Source organism: Corynebacterium glyciniphilum AJ 3170, from assembly GCF_000626675.1.
GTDB classification, from domain to species: domain Bacteria; phylum Actinomycetota; class Actinomycetes; order Mycobacteriales; family Mycobacteriaceae; genus Corynebacterium; species Corynebacterium glyciniphilum.
Map to the genome: position 1 here is coordinate 2,977,833 of NZ_CP006842.1, position 21,090 is coordinate 2,998,922.

At 66.6% G+C, this 21,090-nt stretch carries 15 protein-coding genes; 3 read left to right on the plus strand and 12 right to left on the minus strand.

Annotation, left to right across the window (positions count from 1 at the left end; genetic code table 11):
• Nucleotides 1-37 precede the first annotated feature (37 nt).
• Genes CGLY_RS13935 through CGLY_RS13945 form a run of 3 tightly spaced genes read left to right on the plus strand, consistent with a single transcriptional unit; the run spans nucleotide 38 to nucleotide 5,135 of the window.
• On the plus strand, nucleotides 38-1,501 hold the full coding sequence (locus CGLY_RS13935) for an MCP four helix bundle domain-containing protein (RefSeq protein ID WP_227590289.1): 1,464 nt from the start codon (nucleotides 38-40) through the stop codon (nucleotides 1,499-1,501).
• Complete coding sequence (locus CGLY_RS13940; protein WP_052540251.1) at nucleotides 1,498-2,610, plus strand: transporter substrate-binding domain-containing protein; 1,113 nt, start codon at nucleotides 1,498-1,500, stop codon at nucleotides 2,608-2,610. Before CGLY_RS13935 ends, CGLY_RS13940 begins: the two co-directional genes overlap by 4 nt.
• A complete protein-coding gene (locus tag CGLY_RS13945) occupies nucleotides 2,607-5,135 on the plus strand; it encodes a serine/threonine protein kinase (protein WP_227590290.1) in 2,529 nt (842 codons plus the stop codon). The genes CGLY_RS13940 and CGLY_RS13945 overlap by 4 nt, the downstream gene beginning before the upstream one ends.
• Before the next feature lie 139 nt (nucleotides 5,136-5,274).
• Here the strand turns inward: CGLY_RS13945 and CGLY_RS13950 are convergent, their stop codons facing one another.
• The 12 genes from CGLY_RS13950 to CGLY_RS17845 all read right to left on the minus strand — a co-directional run bounded on the left by CGLY_RS13950 (nucleotide 5,275) and on the right by CGLY_RS17845 (nucleotide 20,162).
• Nucleotides 5,275-6,372 (minus strand): PDDEXK family nuclease, encoded by a 1,098-nt coding sequence (locus CGLY_RS13950; RefSeq protein ID WP_052540253.1) that lies wholly within the window; start codon nucleotides 6,370-6,372, stop codon nucleotides 5,275-5,277.
• A 166-nt stretch (nucleotides 6,373-6,538) separates the two neighbouring features.
• Nucleotides 6,539-7,747, minus strand: coding sequence for an acetate kinase (locus tag CGLY_RS13955; protein ID WP_038550203.1), 1,209 nt, complete (start codon nucleotides 7,745-7,747; stop codon nucleotides 6,539-6,541).
• 17 nt (nucleotides 7,748-7,764) lie between these two features.
• A complete protein-coding gene (gene pta, locus CGLY_RS13960; RefSeq protein WP_038550204.1) occupies nucleotides 7,765-9,180 on the minus strand; it encodes a phosphate acetyltransferase in 1,416 nt (471 codons plus the stop codon).
• Between the two features lie 203 nt (nucleotides 9,181-9,383).
• On the minus strand, nucleotides 9,384-10,334 hold the full coding sequence (locus CGLY_RS13965) for a sulfite exporter TauE/SafE family protein (RefSeq protein ID WP_038550206.1): 951 nt from the start codon (nucleotides 10,332-10,334) through the stop codon (nucleotides 9,384-9,386).
• A complete protein-coding gene (locus tag CGLY_RS16875; protein WP_227590291.1) occupies nucleotides 10,331-11,128 on the minus strand; it encodes a sirohydrochlorin chelatase in 798 nt (265 codons plus the stop codon). The genes CGLY_RS13965 and CGLY_RS16875 overlap by 4 nt, the downstream gene beginning before the upstream one ends.
• Before the next feature lie 14 nt (nucleotides 11,129-11,142).
• Nucleotides 11,143-12,480 carry a sulfate adenylyltransferase subunit 1 gene (locus CGLY_RS13975; RefSeq protein WP_038550207.1) on the minus strand — a complete coding sequence of 446 codons (1,338 nt, stop codon included), beginning with the start codon at nucleotides 12,478-12,480 and terminating at the stop codon, nucleotides 11,143-11,145.
• On the minus strand, nucleotides 12,480-13,436 hold the full coding sequence (gene cysD, locus CGLY_RS13980; RefSeq protein ID WP_227590292.1) for a sulfate adenylyltransferase subunit CysD: 957 nt from the start codon (nucleotides 13,434-13,436) through the stop codon (nucleotides 12,480-12,482). The genes CGLY_RS13975 and cysD overlap by 1 nt, the downstream gene beginning before the upstream one ends.
• A complete protein-coding gene (locus CGLY_RS13985) occupies nucleotides 13,418-14,263 on the minus strand; it encodes a phosphoadenylyl-sulfate reductase (RefSeq protein WP_038550209.1) in 846 nt (281 codons plus the stop codon). Before CGLY_RS13985 ends, cysD begins: the two co-directional genes overlap by 19 nt.
• Nucleotides 14,264-14,566: 303 nt before the next feature.
• Nucleotides 14,567-16,411, minus strand: coding sequence for an ABC transporter ATP-binding protein (locus tag CGLY_RS13990; RefSeq protein ID WP_052540255.1), 1,845 nt, complete (start codon nucleotides 16,409-16,411; stop codon nucleotides 14,567-14,569).
• Nucleotides 16,408-18,069 (minus strand): ABC transporter transmembrane domain-containing protein, encoded by a 1,662-nt coding sequence (locus CGLY_RS13995; RefSeq protein ID WP_081803943.1) that lies wholly within the window; start codon nucleotides 18,067-18,069, stop codon nucleotides 16,408-16,410. The genes CGLY_RS13990 and CGLY_RS13995 overlap by 4 nt, the downstream gene beginning before the upstream one ends.
• 75 nt (nucleotides 18,070-18,144) lie before the next feature.
• Nucleotides 18,145-18,339, minus strand: a complete 195-nt coding sequence (locus tag CGLY_RS14000) for a hypothetical protein (protein WP_038550210.1) — start codon at nucleotides 18,337-18,339, stop codon at nucleotides 18,145-18,147.
• A gap of 35 nt (nucleotides 18,340-18,374) precedes the next feature.
• Nucleotides 18,375-20,162, minus strand: a complete 1,788-nt coding sequence (locus CGLY_RS17845) for a nitrite/sulfite reductase (RefSeq protein WP_407080813.1) — start codon at nucleotides 20,160-20,162, stop codon at nucleotides 18,375-18,377.
• Between the last annotated feature and the right edge of the window lie 928 nt (nucleotides 20,163-21,090).

Sequence of the window (21,090 nt, forward strand, 5' to 3'; positions counted from 1 at the left end):
TGCCACTTCTTGCCTCGACGAATGTAGGATGTCCTACATGCCCGTGCCGACACGAGATCCAAGTGACGGGGCCGCCGATCCGGCCTCGACCGGCACATTCACGACCCTCGATACGGACCCCTCGGCAACCACCGACTCCCCGATCGGCCCCGGGGGGCGCCGCCAGGATACCGACCGGTGGATGGACGACGCCCCCACCGACGGCCCCGGATCGCGGCGACTGAGTGTCTTCACCCCGGCACTCGAAATCCCCCGCAGGTTCCGACGGTTCGTCTCCACCACACCGGGCCTGCTCACCGTCGTATCGGTGATCCTGGTCCTGGCCATCCTCGCTGCCGGTGGCGCCATGGCCGCACAGTCCTCCAAGCAGCAGGGGGACCTCAACACGCTGGTCAACCGGACCGAGCCGGTGTCCTTTGCCGCGCAGGAACTGTACAACTCACTGTCGGTGGCGGACTCCGTGGCCACCACAGGATTTGTCGAAGACGCAGCCGGCGGTGCCGACACGGACTCGTCCTACCGGGAGGCTGTCGACATCGCGTCCCGCGCGATCATCCGGGCCGCCAACGGCATCGACGATCCGTCCACCCGCGAAATGGCACTCATCCTGGAGATTCAGGAGAAGCTGCCGATGTACACCAGTCTGATCACCGAGGCCGGGGTGAACAACCGGCAGGGGCATCCGGTCGGTGCGGCGTATGTGACGCAGGCCAGCACGATGATGCAGGACGAGATCCTCCCCGCGGCTGGGGAGCTGTACTCCAACACCAGTTCCGAGGTCGGTGAGCAGCAACTCGCCCTGACCAAACCCGGCTGGTTCGCCCTGTCCGGACTGGTGGCCGCGGTCGTACTGCTGGTCATCGCGCAGTTCTGGCTGGCCGCCCACACCAACCGCCGTATCAACGGCGGGTACGCCACCGCCACGGTCCTGATGACCGTGGCGCTGCTGTGGGCCAGTGGGTCAGCACTGACCACCTGGACTGACGGCACCCGCGGTCTCGACGGGACCGCCCAGCCGTTGGAGACGCTGACCTCGCTGCGCATCAACGTGCAGCAGACACGCACCACCGAGGCTCTCAGTCTCGTGGAACGCGAGTACTCCGATGACACCCAGAACGACTTCTCCGACCAGGTGACCCGCATCGACAGTGAGCTTGAGACGCTCCGTTCCACCGTGGGCGACCGCGGAGTGCTGGATGACGCCCGGGAGAACCTGCGTGCCTGGGACAACGCCCACGCCGAGATGCTCGCCTACGTCCAGCAGGGTAACTACTCCGCGGCAATTGGTGCCACGATCGGCGAATCGGACCTGCATCCGTACCAGAAGCTGGATGAGAACCTGCGCTCCCTCATCGACGACACCCGCGAACAACTCCGGACCTACCTCGCGGACTCCCGGGTGTCGGCGCAACAGGTCTCAGCTCTGGTGATTCTGCTCGGTGTCATCTCGGCCCTGTGCATCGTCTACGGAACCCGCCCACGGCTCCAGGAGTACCTGTGAATACCCGCACACGCATCGTCACCCCTGTCGCCGCCGCCGTCGTGGCGACCGTCAGCGCCATGGCCCTGGCGTCCTGTGTCTCCAACGAACAGAGTCTGCAGCAGTGGCCGGACGCGCCGAACCCAACCCTCGCGCTGCCGAACGGGTCGAAACTGTCCGACAACGTCGACGACCTCACATCCCAGACCACGAGCGACACCATGGCCGGGGCACGCGAAGCCTACGGATCCCTGCGTCCCGACACCGACCCACGGACCGGTCAGGAAGTCTCCCCGGCGCGGCGTGTCCCGGCCATCGTCGAACGAGGCCGTCTGGTGGTGGGAGTCGCACAATCCCTCAACCAGCTGGGCTTCCGGGACCCGGTCACCGGCGAGCTCGCCGGATTCGAGATCGACCTGGCACGGGAGATCGCCCGCGACATCTTCGGCGACCCCAACCGCATCGAGTACCGCTACGTCGAAGGCAATGATCTCGAGGACGTCCTCTCCGTGGGCACGGTTGACCTGGTCATCCGCACCTTCACCATCACCAGGCCACGGCAGGAACAGGTCGAGTTCTCGGTCCCCTATCTCACGACCTACCCGCGCATCCTGGCCATGCGGGACTCCGGTATCACCGGGGAGGATGACCTCGCTGACAAGACGGTCTGCGTCACCCACGACTCCACCAACCTTCAGGAGCTCCGCGATGAAGTCCCCCACCAGGATATTCTCGCCACCCAGACCTGGTCGGACTGTCTGATGGCGATCCAGCGCCGGCAGGCTGACGCCATCTACTCGGACTCCGCGATCCTCTCGGGGCTCCAGGCACAGGATCCCTACACCGAGATCATCGGTGACAGCACCGACGGGACCGACTACGGTGTCGCCGCCGCTCTCCCCGAAGACCGTGACACAGCCGGACTCGTCCGCCAGGTCAACTCGACCATGGACCGCATCCGCACCGACGGAACCTGGGACGACATCTACGACACCTGGCTGGAAGGCTACCTCGGGGCCGCCAGCCAACCCCCCGCCGAGTACCGGTCCGCCGCGGACAACCGCGAACTCACCGCCCTCCGCGAACGCTCGGGGGACAGCGGGAACACTGAGAGGGAGGAGGAACAGTGACGAACCCCAACGAGCACGGCCGAGAGATCGACTCAGCGGACGCTGACCGTCAGCACGGTACGAGCGATACCGGTCAGGCGACCGAAGCCACCTTCTTCGACCCCTTCGCCGACGACGATGCCGACAGCGGCACAGACAGTTCTGCGAGCCCTGCCAGCTCTGATGTCGACGACGGCGACGATGAGGACACCGGCGGCCAGTCGACACAGGCCACGCCCTTCGATCCCTTCGCCGACGACAGTGACGGGAACGAGACCCACGACGACACCGCGGTCACTGGTCCGGCAACCGATCCCGGCGGCACGCAGGGGGTAGGCGACACAGAACGGCAGCCCACCATCGACTCCGGTGAACGGAGTCGGCGTGAAGCTCTGTCGACCTTCCGTCGGCGACGCGGCACGTCCCGCGCCGGCGCGGAGGTCGCCGGTGGCATGGTTCGACTTCCCTTCATCCCTCCCACCAATCCGCAGGACGCGGTCATCAGCGACGATGCCATCGAGAAGGCCGTCGCCGAGGGCACGGAGCGGCCCGTCCTGCAACCGGGCGACATGGTCGCCGCCCAGTACGAGGTGCTCGGGCCGATCGCCCACGGTGGGCTGGGATGGATCTACCTCGCCGTCGACCACAACGTGTCAGACCGCTGGGTCGTCCTCAAAGGCATGATGGCCACCACCACCGCCCATGAACGGGCTGTCGCCGAATCAGAACGCGCCTTCCTCGCCGACATCACCCACCCCGGGATCGTGAAGATCTTCAACTTCATCGATGACCCACGCAGCCCCGGTGGTTTCATCATCATGGAGTACGTCGGTGGCCCGTCGCTGCGTCACCGGCGACGCCGCCAACCGGGCAACACCCTGCCCATCGACATCGCTATCGGCTACATACTCGAGGTTCTCCCTGCGCTGGACTACCTGCACTCCCGCGGTGTGGTCTACAACGACCTCAAACCAGACAACATCATCATCACCGAAGACCAGGTCAAGCTCATCGACCTGGGTGCGGTCTCCGGCATCGGTGCTTTCGGCCACATCTTCGGTACCCGTGGTTTCCAGGCTCCGGAGATCGCACGCACCGGGCCGACGATCGCCAGCGACATTTACACCGTCGGCCGCACGCTGGCCAGTCTCATCGTGAAGCTACCCGTCACCGACGGAGTCTACGATCGCGGACTGCCGACCCCCAACGACGAACCGCTGTTCCGCAAGTACCTGTCGCTCTACCGGCTCCTGCTGCGCGCCACCGACGAAAACCCCGAACGCCGTTTCAGCTCGGCGGGAGCGATGGCCAACCAGATCATCGGTGTCCTCCGTGAGGTCCTGGCCATCCGCGACGGTCGGCAGTACCCGCACCTCGACACCCGTTTCACTGCCCAACGATCCACCTTCGGGACCAAACACCTGCTCTTCCGCACAGACCAGCTCATCGACGGCATCGAACGGTCCGTGGAGACCACCGCCCCCGAAGTGGTCGCTGCACTGCCCACCCCACTGACGGACCCGAACGATCCCGGAGCGTCCCTGCTGTCCGCGGCAAGTCTCACCGAACCCAGTGAGGTCCTCGACACTCTGAAGGCAGCGCTGAAACAGCCGGACATGTCGTCGTCCACCGAGATCCCGCTGACCATCGTCCGTGCGCAACTCGACCTTGGCATGACCACCGAAGCCGTCCTGACGCTGCGAGGCATGGATGACCGGTTGCAGCGCGACTGGCGCCACCAGTGGCTGTCCGGCGTGTCCAACCTGCTGACCAGTGACTTTGTCGCAGCTCAGGCGTGTTTCAACGAAGTGCTCAACACCCTGCCCGGTGAGCCGGCCCCGAAGCTGGCCCTGGCGGCGACCGACGAACTGATGCTGCAACACCAGGGGATGAACACGACCCGACTGCTGGACTCCACTGTGCAGAAGGCGGCCCTGGCACTGACCTACACCCAGGGCGCACAGCAGTCCCCCGACTACAGCGAGGTCCCCGGGTGGACGCACCTGTCCCAGGACCCTGTCGCGCTGCGTTTCCACACGATCCGCCTCTACGGGCTGGTCTGGGCGACGAACGCCTCAACGGTGTCCGCAGCCTTCGGGCTGGCCCGCCAACTGCATGCCGAAGGGCTGGTGGATGCCGCTGTCGCCGCACTGGACCGTCTGCCGCAGTCCTCCCGGCACCATCGGATGGCGCGCCTGACGACAGTCCTGATGCTCATCACCGAACAGTCCTCGCTCAACGAGGCGCGTCTCCGGCGCGCGGCGCGTCGCCTGGAGATTCTGCCCACCAACGAGCCCAGGATCCCCCAGGTCAGACTGGCGGTGCTCGCAGCAGCGCTGGAATGGTTGCGCGCGGAGCAGGAGAAGACCGACGGTCCCGTCCGTGTGGCCAAGGCACCGTTGTTCGACGTGGAGTTCACCGAGCGAGGCCTGCGTGCCGGCATCGAACAGGGCCTGCGCGATATCGCCCGCCAGTCCCCCTTCGCCCGCCACCGTTTCCGGCTGGTGGACATGGCCAACCGGATCCGGCCCCGGACCTGGTTCTGATCCGGTCGACCGGCTGTCACCGATTACGCCTAGGCTGCGGAACGCAGACAACAAAACACCAGGTCACCGTCCATCGTCTCGCCGAGGAGGCGTAATCGGTGACGCGCACCCCACCTGTGCACGCGACACCGGGGGTCCGTCACCGTAGCCGACGCCGGGCCAGCATGATCCCGTCAGCGAGCGTGCGACGCAACAACTCCGGCTCCTTCAGGTGACCGTAGGTCAGCCGCAGTACATGCCATCCCAGATTCGCCAGTTCAGCACCGATCCGCGAATCGGTGTCCCGCCTGTTCCGCGCAAGATGGTCGGCGCCGTCATACTGCAGAGCCAGCTTCCACTCTGCACATCCCAGGTCGACCCTCGCGGCGACCCGTCCCGTAACCCTCTCCCCCGTATGCACGGGATCCGAGGTCGTCCCGTCAGAGCACACGACCAATTGAGGGATGAACCGGTCAGCCACTTCACTGCCGAACAGCCCGTATATCTGAAGACGCAGGAATGTCTCCATCGGTGACTCTCCACCACGATCGGCGAAGGACACCATCCTCCGCAGGTCACGCCGTGGGTACAGGCCGGCACACGCGTCCACTAGCAGCACCGGATCGATACTGAACAGCTGGCAGGCCGCGTCAATGAACTGCACAGACCGCACCGTCACATCGTCCATCCCAGTGCCTGGCAGAACAGACCAGGAATGCTCGCCGGAGCGGAGGGACCGGAGGCAGTGGATGATCGTCAGCACGGGTGACGTCACCTGCAGCCGGGGAAACTCCGGGTCAACATTGACGACCGACGGCAGGTCCGTCATCCAGCCCGCGCGACGATGCCGGGTGGTCTCTCCGGCATGCGCCGCGATTCTACGGTCGCCTCCGGAGAGAACACACGTGTCCGCGTCATCGCAGAAGTACGGCAGCCCCCAGACTGAGGCTGCGCTCCACGCGGCGCCGGTCCATCCGGGGTGGGCAAGGTGGGTCAGCCGGGCCCTGGTCAGTGCCTCCAGGTCATAGGCTATTCCCCTCGGATGCTCACGGGCACCGAGTTTCACGACGCCAGCGTTTCGAACCGCCGCCGTCGGAATCCAGAAGCCACCGACGTCAGTGAAGGCATCGGCACGAACCCCGCGGGCGCGGCCACAGTGATTCTCCAAGGTATCCGGACGGATTGTGCGGTGTACCCGCGTGGAAGCAGACCACTGACGGATAATGTCGCTGTCGAGCGCGTGCCCCTGATACCCCATGAACTCCCCCGTCGTCCCCCGCGGATAACGGTGACGACTCTACAACCCCCACAGCGCGATGTCGCCGATTACGCCTCCTCGCAACATGGAGGAACGACGACCTGCGGTTTTATCGCGCGCAACCGCAGACGAGGCGTAATCGGTGGCACTCGTCGGCTGTCACCGACTACATCTCGGACAGTTCCTTCGCGGCGCGGGCGATCGCGAGCTCCTCGTTCGTCGGCACCACGAGGACCTTCACGGTGGAATCGTCGGAGGAGATCACCCGCGGCCCTTCGACGCCCTCGTCGTTGTTGTTGCGTGACTCGTCGATGCTGATACCGAAGTTCTCCAGCTCTGCCATGGTGTCGCGACGGATGCCCACATGGTTCTCGCCGACACCGGCAGTGAACACCACCGCGTCGAGGCGGCCCAGCTGCAGCATGAACGCACCGACGTAGCGCCGCACGCGGTGAACGTAGATGTCATAGGCGTCCTGGGCATTCTGATCGCCCTCGTTGATCAGTTCCTGGAGGAGGCGGAAGTCGTTCGCACCCGCCAGCCCCTTGAGGCCGGAGCGCTTGTTGAACAGGGTGTCGATCTCGTCGATGGTCATCTTTCCCTCACGGTAGAGGTGGAAGATGATGCCGGCGTCAATGTCGCCGGTACGCGTGCCCATGACCAGCCCCTCCAGGGGGGTCAGTCCCATTGTCGTGTCGACGGGGCTGCCACCACGGATCGCTGCCATGGAGGCACCGTTGCCCAGGTGCAGGGTGATCTGGTTGATGTCATCGGCGTCCTTCCCCAGAATCCCCGGGACGAGGCCGGAGACGTACTGGTGGCTGGTGCCGTGGAAGCCGTAACGCCGGATGTGGTACTGGTCGGCGACCTCACGGTTGAGGCCGTAGCGGGACGCCGCCTCCGGGAGGCTGTGGAAGAAAGCCGTGTCGAACACAGCGACGTGCTTGACGTCGGGCAGCAGCGTCCGGGCGTTCTCGATACCGTCGATGTTGGCGGGGTTGTGCAGGGGCGCCAACGGGATCAGTGAACGGATGTCGTCGACGATCTCGTCGGTGATCACCACCGGTTCAGAGAACTTCGAGCCACCGTGGACGACACGGTGCCCGACCGCGGAGATGTCGAGGTCCTGGGGTCCGGCTCCGAGCAGCGACATCATGCCGAAAGCACGCTCCAGGCCGACGGAGTGGCTCAGGATCGAGCGACGGTCCTCGATGGTCTGGTCTTCGGTGACCAGCTTGATGTGCCCACGGTTCTCACCGATCTGTTCGACGAGGCCGGACAGGAACGGAGGATCCTGCGGGTCAGCGTTCAGGTCGAGGACCTGGAACTTGATGGACGAGGAGCCGGAGTTGAGGACGAGGACATAGTTGGTCATGTGTGCTGGCCTTTCGGTTAGTTTCCGGCCTGGATGGCGGTGATGGCGACGGTGTTGACGATGTCGGGGACGGTCGCCCCGCGGGACAGGTCGTTGACCGGTTTGTTCAGACCCTGCAGGATGGGCCCGACGGCGAGGGCGTCGGCGGTGCGCTGCACTGCCTTGTAGGTGATGTTGCCGGCGTTGAGGTCGGGGAAGACGAAGACGGTGGCCTTGCCGGCCACCTCAGAGCCCGGCATCTTCTTCTGACCGACAGAATCCACGACGGCCGCGTCGAACTGCAGCGGGCCGTCGATACCCAGGTCGGGGGCCTTTTCCCGGGCGATGGTGACGGCCTCTGCCACGGCTTCGACGCCCTCGCCCGCGCCGGAGCTGCCGGTCGAGTAGGACAGCATCGCGACCTTGGCGTCGATACCGAACTGACCAGCGGTCTTCGCCGAGACCACCGCGATCTCGGCGAGCTGTTCCGGAGTCGGGTCGGGGTTCACCGCACAGTCTCCGAATGCCCAGAGGACCCCGTCCATAACCATGAGGAAGATCGAGGAGACGATGGACGCCTCCGGCGAGGTCTTGATGATCTGGAAGCTGGGCTTGATGGTGTGCGCGGTGGTGTGGGCCGCGCCGGAGACCATGCCGTCGGCCATGCCGAGGTGGATCATCATCGTGGCGTAGTAGGAGATGTCCTTCATGGTCTCGCGCGCATCGTCGATGCTCACGCCCTTGGACTTACGCAGCGTGGCGAACTCCTCGGCGAACCGTTCCAGGTCGCCCCCGCTGGTCGGGTCGGTGAGGGTAGCGGAACTCAGGTCGTAGCCGAGTTCATGTGCCCGGGCGGCGATGGCCTTCGGATCGCCGAGGATCGTCAGGTCGCACACGCGGCGGGCGAGCAGCTGGTGCGCTGCTTCAAGAATGCGGTCGTCACCTCCCTCGGGCAGGACGATGTGCGCCTTGGCGGCCCTGGCCTGGATGATCAGATTGCGTTCGAAGGATTCCGGGCCGATGACGGGTGTGCCGGGTTCCGCGGAAGCGACGGAGTCCAGGGCGACGAACGGTACCGCCGTCCCCTCGGATTCCAGCGCGGAGGACGAGGCCTGGGGGCGGTCGAGCAGGGAGATGCCGCGCGGTTCGCGTCCCGAGCGCACCAGCTGGCCCGAGACCTGCTGGAGCTGAAGGTGGTCCTGCTCCCCTGCCGCGATGAGGAAGTGGGCGACTCCGGCAGCGGCCGCCAACCGGGAGTCGAACATGGGCTCACCGGTCGCGACGAGGACGTCCACGTCGCTGGACAGTGCGGTCTCGAGGGCGGCACCGAAGTCCGGCGCCGCGGGACGGAGAGTCTCGAAGATGTCGGTCACCTGGCCTGACAGGCTGGTGATCAGTTCGTCTCGGCGTCCTGCGGCGGTGGCTATCGGGCTGAGCACTGCTCGAACGGTCACGGGGTCTCCTTACATGGTTGACGGTCCCCGTCACGTCCGGTGCGTGGTGACGATCCCGGAGCGTGGGGATGTTCCTCCCCCATTGTGCCGTGAATCACTGACACCGACCAACGCAGCACTGTCTCTATGGTCTCAATACCCCCATTGCTGTGTCTTATCCCACTCACGCGGGGGTGAAACCGGCGTTCTGTCCCGACCTCATCTCACCGGGGTGCATCTACGGCGATAACTACCGTGTCGGACGAGTCGGACGTGTCGTCCTGCGGGTCGTCGTCCCCCGCCCGGTGTGCCGCAGCCCGGCGCCCACGGAGACCACGGATCACGGCGACCAGACACACCGCCACGACCACCGAGGTCAGCAGGCCGCCGAACCATCCGAGTGAGACACTCACCCGGGTGCCGTTGAGCCCCACCAGCACCGCTCCGACGATGCCGCCGAGGATATCCGGCTTGATGACCGTCACGATCCAGGCGGCGATCGGCGCGCCGATGAGTCCGCCGATGAGCAGGCCGAGGACCGGCTGCCAGGATTCGTGTACGCGGTCGAGCCCGATGATGAATCCGACGGAGGCTGCCACGGCCACGAGGAATTCGGCGGTGTTGACCGTGCCGATGATCTTGCGGGGTTCACTACGCCCCACACTCATCAGTGTCGAGGTGGTGACCGGACCCCACCCACCACCACCGGAGGCGTCGAGGAATCCTCCGCCGAGCCCCAGAGTGACCAGACCGAGGCGGGATCGGCGGGTGGCCGACGCCGGCGCACCGTCCGCCGCGGCCGTCTTCTTCCACGGCACGAGAATGCTGCGGATCAGGACGTATGCCCCCAGCAGGAGCAGCAGCGTCGAGACAACGGGTTCAGCAGATTCCGCGGACAGCCCCGCGAGCACGGTTGCGCCGATGAACGCACCGACTGCACCGGGGATGCCGAGGAAGATGACGGTGGGCCAGTGGACGTTGTTGAGGCGCCAGTGGGCGATCCCGGAGAACAGTGTCGTCCCCACTTCGGCGAAGTGCACCGCGGCGCTCGCCTGTGCGGGAGCGGTCCCCGAGAGAATCAGCATCGTCGTGGCGGTCACGCCGAATGCCATACCGAGGGCCCCGTCGACCAGCTGAGCCATCAGGCCGGCGACGGCGAACAAGAGCAGCTTCATCGGGTCGTCCCTTCGTCCGGCGTCGGGTGGTCAATGAGTCGTGCAGCGATGAGTGGGGCGACGTCGGTCGCGAGAGGTTCCCCGACCGTCACGGAGCGAGCGGCTGAGGAGCTGCGGAGCGGCGCTACGGCCCGGACAGCCCGGACAGCCCGGACAGCTTTGTCCCACAGCGTGCCGGGGCAGATGAACAGCGGTTCCACCACGATTCGGTCGGCACCCTCCCGGGCAGCATCCTCGACGTGGGCCGCCAGCGCCTCCGCCCCGGTGCCGGGCCCCCCGGTGGCGACCAGTGACCGGGCGGTCACGCCGAGTCGACGTCCGACGGCGTCTGCCAGATCGGCGACGCGGTCGTTGGCCCCGGTGACACTGGATCCCACCGAGTAGAGGACGACGTGGTCGACCGCATCACTTTGTTCCCGTGCGACGATCCGGGAGACCAGCACATCCACGAGATCGTCGCCGGTACCGATCCCTTCTGCCTGCCGCAGTTTCACACCGGTCGATGCCGTCGCCTGGGCCAACGCCTCAGGAACATCGGTGGTCATGTGGAATGCCGTGGTGAACAGCAGTGGCACGACGACAGCCTCGGAATACCCCTCCGCCGCCAGCAGCTCTGCGACCGTCGTCGGTGTCAACGGGGAGAAGTCCAGGTAGGCTGCCCTGCTGTCGCGTCCGGTCAGTTCAGCGACGGCACGGGCGATGTCCACCACCGTCCGGTCCGCCTCCGGATGCCGGGAGCCGTGTGCCAGGCACACGACGGGGGGCATCAGGCCGGAACGGACGGTGGTGGGCATCAGTGATCCGTCACTCAGGCCCGGGTGCTCTCGGTGACCAGTCCGGCGGTGAGCGTGTCACCGGTACCGGGGTTGATCAGCAGGAAGGATCCGACGCGTCCGCCACGGCGGTAGGCCTCGAACGGGAGCGGTTCGGCGACGGTCACGCGCACCTCGGCGATGTCGTTGAGTGCGAGTTCGGTACCCAGGTCGCCGTCCTCGCCTGTCTCGTTCTCATCGAGGATGTGGACGCGGCTGACGATCTCGTCGACCCGCGCACGCACGGTGGCGGAACCGTAGCGCAGCAGCACGTTACCCCGCACCTTCACCGGGGTCTCGGCAAGCTGGAAGACCAACGCGCTGACCGAGGTGGACGGGGCGGGAGCCGGGTCGCCCTCCACCTCGGAGGCGATGAGGTCGCCACGGGAGATGTCGATGTCGTCGGCCAGTCGCAGCGTGACGGACTCGCCGCGCTCGGCACGGTCCTGCTCACCGGCCGGACCGTCGATGCCGACGACCGTGGTCGTCCGACCGTCCCGGCCGCCGACGGTGACCTCGTCACCGACGGCGATCGCGCCGGACGTCAAGCGTCCCGCGTAGCCACGGTAGTCGGTGGCGTGGTCGCGGATGACGACCTGCACCGGGAAACGCAGTCCGCGGACCTTGCCGGCGTTCACGCGTGCCGGGCGGGCGTTCTCCAGAATGTCGAGGACGGTGGGGCCGCCGTACCAGGGCGTGTTCTCCGACGGGGAGACGACGTTGTCACCCAGCAGTGCGGAGGTCGGCACCACATCGATCTTGGGAAGCTTCAGGTCCTCTGCGAGTTCACGGACCTCGGAGGTGATGGAACGGAAAACCCCCTCATCGAAGTCGACAGCGTCGATCTTGTTCACGGCGACGACGACGTGCGACGTCTTCATCATCGCGGCGACGGTGAGGTGCCGACGGGTCTGCTCGATGACGCCGTTACGGGCATCGATGAGCACGATGACCAGGTCAGAGGTCGACAGGCCGGTGACGGTGTTCCGGGTGTACTGCACATGGCCCGGGCAGTCGGCGAGAATGAAGGAACGCTTGTCCGTGGCGAAGTAACGGTAAGCCACGTCAATGGTGATGCCCTGTTCACGTTCCGCACGCAGCCCGTCGACCAGCAGGGAAAGGTCCGGGTTCTCCAGACCCTTGGCAGTCGAGACCCGCTCCACCGCCTCATACTGGTCAGCGAGAATGGACTTGGTGTCGTACAGCAGGCGTCCGACGAAGGTGGACTTGCCGTCGTCGACGGAGCCGGCGGTGCACAGTCGCAGCGTCGGCAGAGTGGCCGACGCGTCTGTGTCGTTCACGGGAGCCTCCAGTGTGGCGGTCGGAGCGGTCATCAGAAGTAGCCTTCCTTCTTGCGGTCCTCCATGGAGGACTCGGAGAGTTTGTCGTCAGCACGGGTGGCGCCACGTTCGGTCGTGGTGGACAGGCGGATCTCATCGATGACCTCGTCGATGGTGGCTGCGTCCGAGAGAACTGCACCGGTGCAGGACATGTCGCCGACGGTGCGGTAGCGCACCGTCTTCGTCTCGACGGTCTCGCCCTCGGCCGGCCCACCCCACTCACCGGCGGTCAGCCACATGCCGCCGCGGTTGAAGACCTCGCGGTCGTGGGAGTAGTAGATGCCGGGAATCTCCACGTCGCGTGCCCGCAGGTAGTCCCAGATGTCGGCCTCGGTCCAGTTCGAGATCGGGAAGACACGGATGTTCTCACCGGCCTGGTGACGGCCGTTGTAGAGACCCCAGAGTTCCGGGCGCTGCCGACGAGGGTTCCAGCCTCCGAAGGAGTCGCGCACGGAGAAGACACGCTCCTTGGCGCGGGCCTTCTCCTCGTCGCGGCGGGCACCACCGAGGACGGCGTCGTACCCGCGGTCCTGGATCGTCTCGACGAGCGGGACGGTCTGCAGCGGGTTGCGGGTGCCGTCGGGGCGCTCCTGGATGGCACCGGAGTCGATCCAGTCCTGCACGTGGGCGACATGCAGGCTGATGCGCGGATCCTCGGCGACACGGTCGCGGAACTCGATGACCTCGGGGAAGTTGTGGCCGGTGTCGACATGGACCAGCTCAAAGGGCACCGCCGCCGGGGCGAAGGCTCGCTTGGCCAGTTCCAGGACGACGACCGAGTCCTTGCCGCCGGAGAACAGCAGCGCGGGACGTTCGAACTGGCCGGCGACCTCACGGAGGATCTCGATGGCCTCGGCTTCGAGACTGGCCAGGTGGGGGCTGAGGTCGGCACTGGGGTCGGCGCTGGGTGTGGGGCGTTCTGTCGCAGTAGTCACAGGTGGAGTCCGCATTCTGTCTTGGAGGAGTTGGCCCAACGGCCGGAACGGGGGTCTTCGCCGGGTGCGACCGGCATCGTGCAGGTGGCGCAGCCGATGGAGGGGTAGCCCTGCGTGGTCAGCGGGTGAATGATCAGGTCGTGAGACTCGATGTAGTCCTCGACGTCCTGGTCGGTCCATGCGGCGATGGGGTTGATCTTCAGTCGTCCGGTGCGGTCGACGTCGAGGATCGGGGTGTCCTTGCGCAACGCGCTGTCCACCCGCTTCACACCGGAGATCCATGCCTCGTAGGGGTTGAGCATCCGGGCGAGGGGCTCGACCTTGCGCATCCGGCAGCAGGCTGTGGGGCTGCGCTTGTACAGGTCCCGGCCGTAGACCTCGTCCTGCTTCTTCACGGAATAGACCGGTTCGACGGTGCGCAGCGGCAGCGAGTACCGCGCGTCGACGTCGCGCGCCACGTCGAGGGTCTCGTCAAAGTGGTAGCCGGTGTCGAGGAAGACCATCTCGGCGTCGTGGACACGACCTTCGGTCAGCTCCGCCAGGACGGTGTCCTGCATGGACATCGTCACCGCGACCGTGCCGGTGACGTGCTGGTTGACCCAGTCGAGAATCTCTTCGGCGCTGGCGCCGTCAAGCTTCTCGTTCCATTCGTCGACGAGCGCCTGGTGTGCGGCAGTCTGCTCGTCGCTGAGGTGCGTTGTCGTCGTCGGGGCGTCGGACGGGCTGACCTCCGGGTCCCGGAGATCCCGGTGGCCCTCTGCGTCCTGCCCGTCCTTGGTGCCGGACACTCCGATCAGGCCGGTGAGCGTCGCGAATCCGACGTCTGGTCCTGTGTTCGTCATTCCTGCTCTTCTTCAGTCGGGGATTACGGTGTCAGGCTGTCGTCGTCACGTTCCGACCGGCGCCCAACAGACCGGTCGGTCTGCGGTATGAGTCACCAGACTAGAGCAGAGACCTCCCCTGAGCAACCAGAATTTCGTGTATGGACACAAAGAAGAATTGTCTACACTGGTAAAGACGCACTTATTGCCTAGACCGAGAGGTCTGTAAAGGCCACTGAGACACCCGTGGAACCGTACGTTGCCGGGTTCCATTCGCCGTGAAATCCCCCGCGCGTGCACGCACCAGCCCTTCCCCCTCCCCTGTTACCGCCCCTGCGACCAGACCTCCCACAGCTGCGCGTAGCGCCCCCCTGCCTCGACGAGTTCCTCGTGGGTCCCCTGCTCCACGATCCTGCCGTCCTCCATGACCAGCACCTCATCCGCCAGACGCGCCTGGTCCAGACGATGCGCCACCGTCAGTGCCGTCCTCCCCTCGGTGAGTCGACGGGCCGCAGCCTCCAACGCCTGCGCACCGGCCGAACCCGCCTCCGCGGTCGCCTCATCGAGGACGACGACCCGCGGATCACGGAGAAGGACCCGGGCCAACGCGATCTGCTGCGCCACCACGGGATCCGGCACCAGGCCACGGGCACCGACAACCGTGTCCAGCCCGTCTGGCAGCTGACGGAACCAGTCGACGGCACCGACGGCGGCGAGTGCGTCGACAAGCTGCTCGTCATCGGTCACCTCAGAGGCGTCCCCGTCCACCGCCAGACCCAAGTCGTCCCGCAGCGTCCCGGAGAACGTGTGCACCTCCTGCGACACCAGCGCCAGCCGGGCCGCACGTTCGTCGTCGGACAGGGCCGTCACCGGAACCCCGTCCACCGTCACCGTGCCGGCGGTGGGCTCCCGGAGCCCGGCGAGCAGCGTCGCCACCGTGGTCTTGCCCGCACCGGATGACCCGACGAGAGCGACGGTCCGACCCGGCTCGATGGTGAACGTGACGTCCTCCACGGCCCAGGAGTCGTCCCGGTAGCGGAAGTCCACACCGTGCAGGCGCACCTCACCCCGCGCCTCGGGCGCCCCGGCGTCCGGCACCGGACGGGGCGGATCCACCGTGACACCCACGATGCGGGCCAGGGAGGCGTAACCGGACTGCGCGACGTCGAGCACCCGCATGATCTGCTGCAACGGCCCACGGACCCGGATGAGCATCAGCGTTGCCGCGGTCACCGCGCCGACACGCAGGACACCGTTGTCGACGAGGATGAATCCGAGGACGATCGCCGTCGCCAGCATCACCAGCTCTGCGATGAGCATCTTGTTCATCAACACGACCATGACCCGGTTGGCGTTGACCGCATTGGTCATGACCTGGCGGGAGGAGTCCGCGATGCGTTCATGCATCTCATCCTCCATACGGAAGGCACGTACCGTGGCCCGGCCGTGGATGGCCTCAAGGACGCGCCGCGCCCGCAGCCCCATCGACGCCCGCTCCGCGGCGTACAGTGCCGGTGCACGACGCAGGTAGGACCGGGCCGCCAACCAGTACACCGGCGACACCACCAGGATGATCAGCAGGAAGCGCCAGTCCACCGTCACCAGGCTGACGGCCGTGGCACCGATGACGAACACCGCGCCCGACAGGATCGGCAACGCCTCCATGATCGCCGCCGACACCTGGGCGACGTCATCGGTCGACCGACTGACGACATCGCCGGTGCCGGCGTCCTCGACCGTGTGCATGGGCAGTCCCAGCGCAGTACCGACCATCTCCTCACGCAGGTTCGCGATGAGGCGCTCCGACAGCCGGGCGAGAATGAAGTAACCGGCACCGTTGAATACTCCGGCGCTGACCGCGACGACGACCATCAGTCCGGCGGTGCGCCACAGATCCGCCTCCGCCTGCACCAGCTCCCCCGACGCCGACCCCGCTGCCGAGGACACGATGTCGACAATGCGCCCCAGCAGGCGTGGGACGGTCACGGTGCAGGTGGATCCGACCGCCAGCAGCAGGAACGCGACGAGCGCCTGCCGACGGGCCCGCGGAACCTTCCTCGCCTGGGCGAGAACCTCCCGCCGCGCCTGAGCCCAGGTGGCGAGAGGGAACGTCCGGACAGGGTCGTCCCCGCCGTCGGTCTTCGGGCTGGTCAGGGATGCCGCCCTCATCGCGCCCCCGTCCCGGTTGCGGCGGAGGCAGGTGTGAGATCGGCGCACCCGACAACGGCGGCGAATTCGGCGTGTGTGAGTTCATGCGCCGCGGCGACATGCCAGGCAGGCGCGTCGCTGATGACCAGGACCCGGTGCCCGGGTCGACCGCCACCGGCGTAGAGGGCCGCGACACGCTCGGCGATGTGCTGTTCGGTGACGGAGTCCACCGCGGTGGTCGGGTCGGTCAGCACCAGCAGTTCCGGGTCCGCCGCGATGGCACGCGCAAGGGCGACGCGCTGCCGCTGGCCACCGGAGAGCCGCCGTCCTCCCTCCCCCACAGACCGTTCCGGTCCCCCGGGGATGTCGGAGCAGTCGGCGACCTCGAGGGCGCGGACAGCCACCGCCGGGTCCGGGTGGACGTTGTCGCGCAGGGGACCGTCGAAGAGGTCCGCCCCGTGCGGGGCCACGGTCACGCGGTGACGCGGCAGCCGGAGCAGCGCCGACGTCGCCACCGAAGTCACCGCAGACGGGTGGCGCTCACCGCCGGCCCCCCGCACGACGGTCACCCCGGCAGGCAACGCCGCCAGCACCGCATCCGTCGTTGCATCCGACGCTTCGTCCGGGGTGGCGTAGGGGGCGGTGAGAACCTCCCGCACGCGGCGACCCGACGCCGACGAGATCGCCACACGGGTGGCGAAGTTACGTCCGAGCATCGTCATCGGGACGACGACATACTGTGACAGCCCCACGACGGTGATCAGCTGCCCCACGCTCAGGCCGTCGTGCAGGGCGATCCATCCGGCGGTCACGCCGATGGCGACAACGTAGATCGCCCCGACGGACTCGGTGACCATCGTCAACCGCGCTTCGGCGGCATTGGCCCGCACCGTCGCATCCAGGGCCCTGGATGAATAGCCATGGTACCGACGGCGCATGGTGCGCACCACGCCCAGGCCTTTGACGATCCGCAGCCCCTGGACCGCATCCGCAGCGACGGCCGCCGCCTGTGCCAGAGCCTGCTGGCGGGCCTGGGCCCGGCCACGCAACGGGCGGGCGGCCCGCACCGACAGTGCCACGACCAGCGGGGCCCCGATCAGTACGGCGAGACCGAGCTGCCAGTGGATCGACAGCACCACGACGGCGACATAGAGGATCGAGCCGAGTTCGGCGATCGGGAAGACGGTCATCACCACGATTTCCGCTGCCTTGTTCGCGTCCGTGCTCGCGATCGACAGCAGCCCGCCGGCGGTACGTTCCCGTCCATTGGCGCTGCTGATCCCCCGCGGGTCCTGGATCCGGTCGGTGACCGTGGTGCGAAGGTCATGGCTGAGCTGCTGGAGGGTGATCTCCGTGTACCGCCGCGCCAGCCAGACCGCCACGGCGTTGAGCAGGAACAGTCCTGCCAGCAGAGTGACCCACAGTGCCAACCGGTTCCACCGTCCGGTGGCCACGGCATCGTCGATGGCACGTCCGACCACAATGGATGTGGTGGCGTTGCAGATGAACCCCACCAGCATCCCGAGGGAGGCGATGAGTTGGACCGGCCGTTGGGCGACGGCGAGCTTCAGCAGCCAGCGACGGTCGGCGGGGTCCGGGAGTTTCGAGGGAGAGCTGCGCAGGACACCGGATCTGATCGTGTCGTGCCCGGTACTGTCTGTCTCCGCATCTCCCGCCATGACGGTTGAGCCTACAGTACGGGCAAGGGTGCCCTACACTGCCCGACCCGGCACAACCCCGGCTCAGAGCCCGGCTCAGACACCGCGGTCGATGTGTCCGTGCAGCTTCACCGAGAACACCCGGCAGCAGTCGCGGCACTGCCAGGCGTTGTCTGTCTCCATGTCGGGGAAGAGGTTCTCCGATGTGCAGTACGGGCAGTTCATGACGGTCGCCCTCCTCGGGTTGGGGTGTGCGGTCTTCCCGGGGATCCGGGAGTTCGTGTCATCCATTCATGTCATCCATGGTGTAGCGGGGGTGTAGCGGGCTACTGCAGGACGGCCTCATCGGCACGCAGCACCCAGTCACGGAACTGCTCTCCCTCGTCCCGCTGGTCCTTGTAGTGCTCCACAACGCGCACAATGTAGTCGTCCAGTTCGGCGGAGGTGACCTTGTGTCCGCGCAGTTTCTTGCCGAAGTCGGGGTGCATACCGATCGCGCCGCCGAGGTGAACCTGGAAACCCTCCACGCGGTTGCCGTCGTCGTCCGTGACGATCTGTCCTTTCAACCCGATGTCGGCGACCTGGGTCCGCGCGCACGAGTTCGGGCAGCCGTTGAGACTGATCTTCAACGGGACGTCCAGGTCACCCAGACGCTCCTCCAGCTGATCGGTCAGGGTGATCGCACGCTGCTTGGTGGTCACCAGGGCAAGCTTGCAGAACTCCAGGCCGGTGCAGGAGATGATGTCGCGACGGAAGGACGAGGGCCGGGCGGAGAGCCCCTCGGCGTCGAGCGCCTCAAGCAGACCGTCCACAGCGTCCGCCTCCACGTTGAGGAAGATCAGCTCCTTGTCCGGAGTGGTGCGCAGATCGGTGACACCGTGCGCTTCAGCCAGGTCAGCGAGCCGCTGCAACTGGTCGCCCTCGGTGTGCCCGACGGTGGGCTTCACGCCGACGTAGAACCTGCCGTCCTTCTGTTCGTGCACTCCGACATGATCGCGGTACCCCGGGAAGACCTCCGGCTCGGGGCCGTCGGTGAGCTTGTGTCCGAGGTAGTCGTCCTCCAGGATGCGACGGAACTTCTCGATACCCCAGTCAGCGACGAGGAACTTCAACCGTGCCCGGTTGCGCAGCTTGCGGTAGCCGTAGTCACGGAAGATACGGACCACACCGCACCAGACCTCCGGCACCTCGTCGATCGACACCCAGGCACCGAGGCGCTGGGCCAGCATCGGATTGGTCGACAGGCCACCACCGACCCACACGTCAAAACCCGGGCCCTTCTCCGGATGCTCGGAGCCGATGAAGGAGATGTCCTGGATCTCGTGGGTGATGTCCTGGCGGACCGATCCCGAGATGCCCGACTTGAACTTGCGCGGCAGGTTGGCGAACTCGTCGCGGGTGAGCCAGTTCTCCTTGATCTCTTTGATCGCCGGGGACGCGTCGATGATCTCGTCCTTGGCGATGCCGGCGACCGGCGAGCCGAGGATGACACGGGGAACGTCACCGCAGCCGAAGAAGGTGTCCAGGTTGACCGACGCCAACCGGTCCCAGATCTCGGGGACGTCCTCGATGCGGATCCAGTGGAGCTGAATGTTCTGCCGGTCGGTGAAGTCTGCGGTGCCGCGGGCAAAGTCAGTCGAGATACCGCCGATGACACGCATCTGCTCGCTGCTCATCATGCCGCCGTCCAACCGGATGCGCATCATGAAGTAACGATCCTGCAGTTCAGCGTTGGACAGCAGGCTGGTCTGCTCCCCGTCCATGTCCTGGCGACGCTGGGTGTACATGCCGATCCACTTGAAGCGGGGTGCGAGGTCCTCTGCGGGGATCGAGTCGAAGCCCTGCTTGGCGTAGATCTCCCGGACGCGGTCGGCGACGGCGAGACCGGCATCGTCCTGCTTGATGCGCTCATCGTTGTTCAGCGGCTTCTTGCCGTCAATGAGCCACTGACCCTGGGGTTTCGGGGCGGCGCGGTCCGCCTTCTCCTCGTCGGTGAGTTCCCGCGGGGGCGGTGGCGCGGCAGCCTCGGCGTCCTCGAGTGCCTTCGCTGCCTTCTGAACTGCCTTGCCGGCTTTAAGCTCATTCCAGCGCGCTTTCCTGGCCGCGGAGAACAGGTCCTTGTTATCGGGGTCCGCGTCCGCCGCCGCTTCTGCCGCCTTCGTGGCGGCGGCGAGGTCTGCCTGCTCGGCCTCCGCCCGCGCCAACTCCTCCCGCGCGGCGGTCACGGTGGGGTCCTCCGGGGCTGCGGAGACGTCGGCAGCATCAGAGGCATCAGACGCGGAGGCTTCTGCCGCTTCCGGTGCGTCCGATCCGCCAGCGGGTTCTACTCCGAGAACGGACTCGACCGTACGTACCGCCTGTGCGGCCTGCTGTTCGGCCGACCGGGTGTCCTTCGCCGCCTCGGCGAGCTTCGTGTCACCGGGCTCGGCGGCTGCCGCCGCCTCCGCCGACCCTGCAGCGACCGCGAGCACGGACGCACCTGCCCGGATCAGCGACAGGGCGTCCTGCAGGGACGCAGGAGCTCCAGCGACGGGTGCAGCAACTTCGGCGTTCCCGGAGTTTGCCTTATTTTCAGCGGTCTCCTGAGCCGTCCGAGGCTCCTGAGTTTCCACGGACTCTGCCGCTTCCCTGGCCTTCTTCAGGGCACGGGCGGCCTTCTTCTGCGCGGCACGTGCGCGCCGTGCCGCGGCGGCACGTTTCTTGTCGTCCGGCGCCGCCTCTGCGGCAGCCTCCGCGGCTTCGGTCTCGGCGGTGGTCTCGTCAACCTTGGCCTGGGCGTCAGCCACCGGGTCGCCGGTGACCTCTGCAGTCTCCGTGGTCTCTCTGGCCTTCGCGGACGCGTCGGCGGGCGTTCCTGCAGCTTCAGCAGTGATGGGCAGTTCGTCGGTCGCCGTGGTCATACCTTCTCTTCTCCTGATCTTCCTGGTCGTCGATGGTCCCGCGCCCGCTGCCGCGGGACCGAGGAACGCTGGAGCCGGTCAGGACACCGGCCGTACAGACCGCTTGGTCTGGTCCTAAGGTGTCGCCCCAGACTAGACCGGT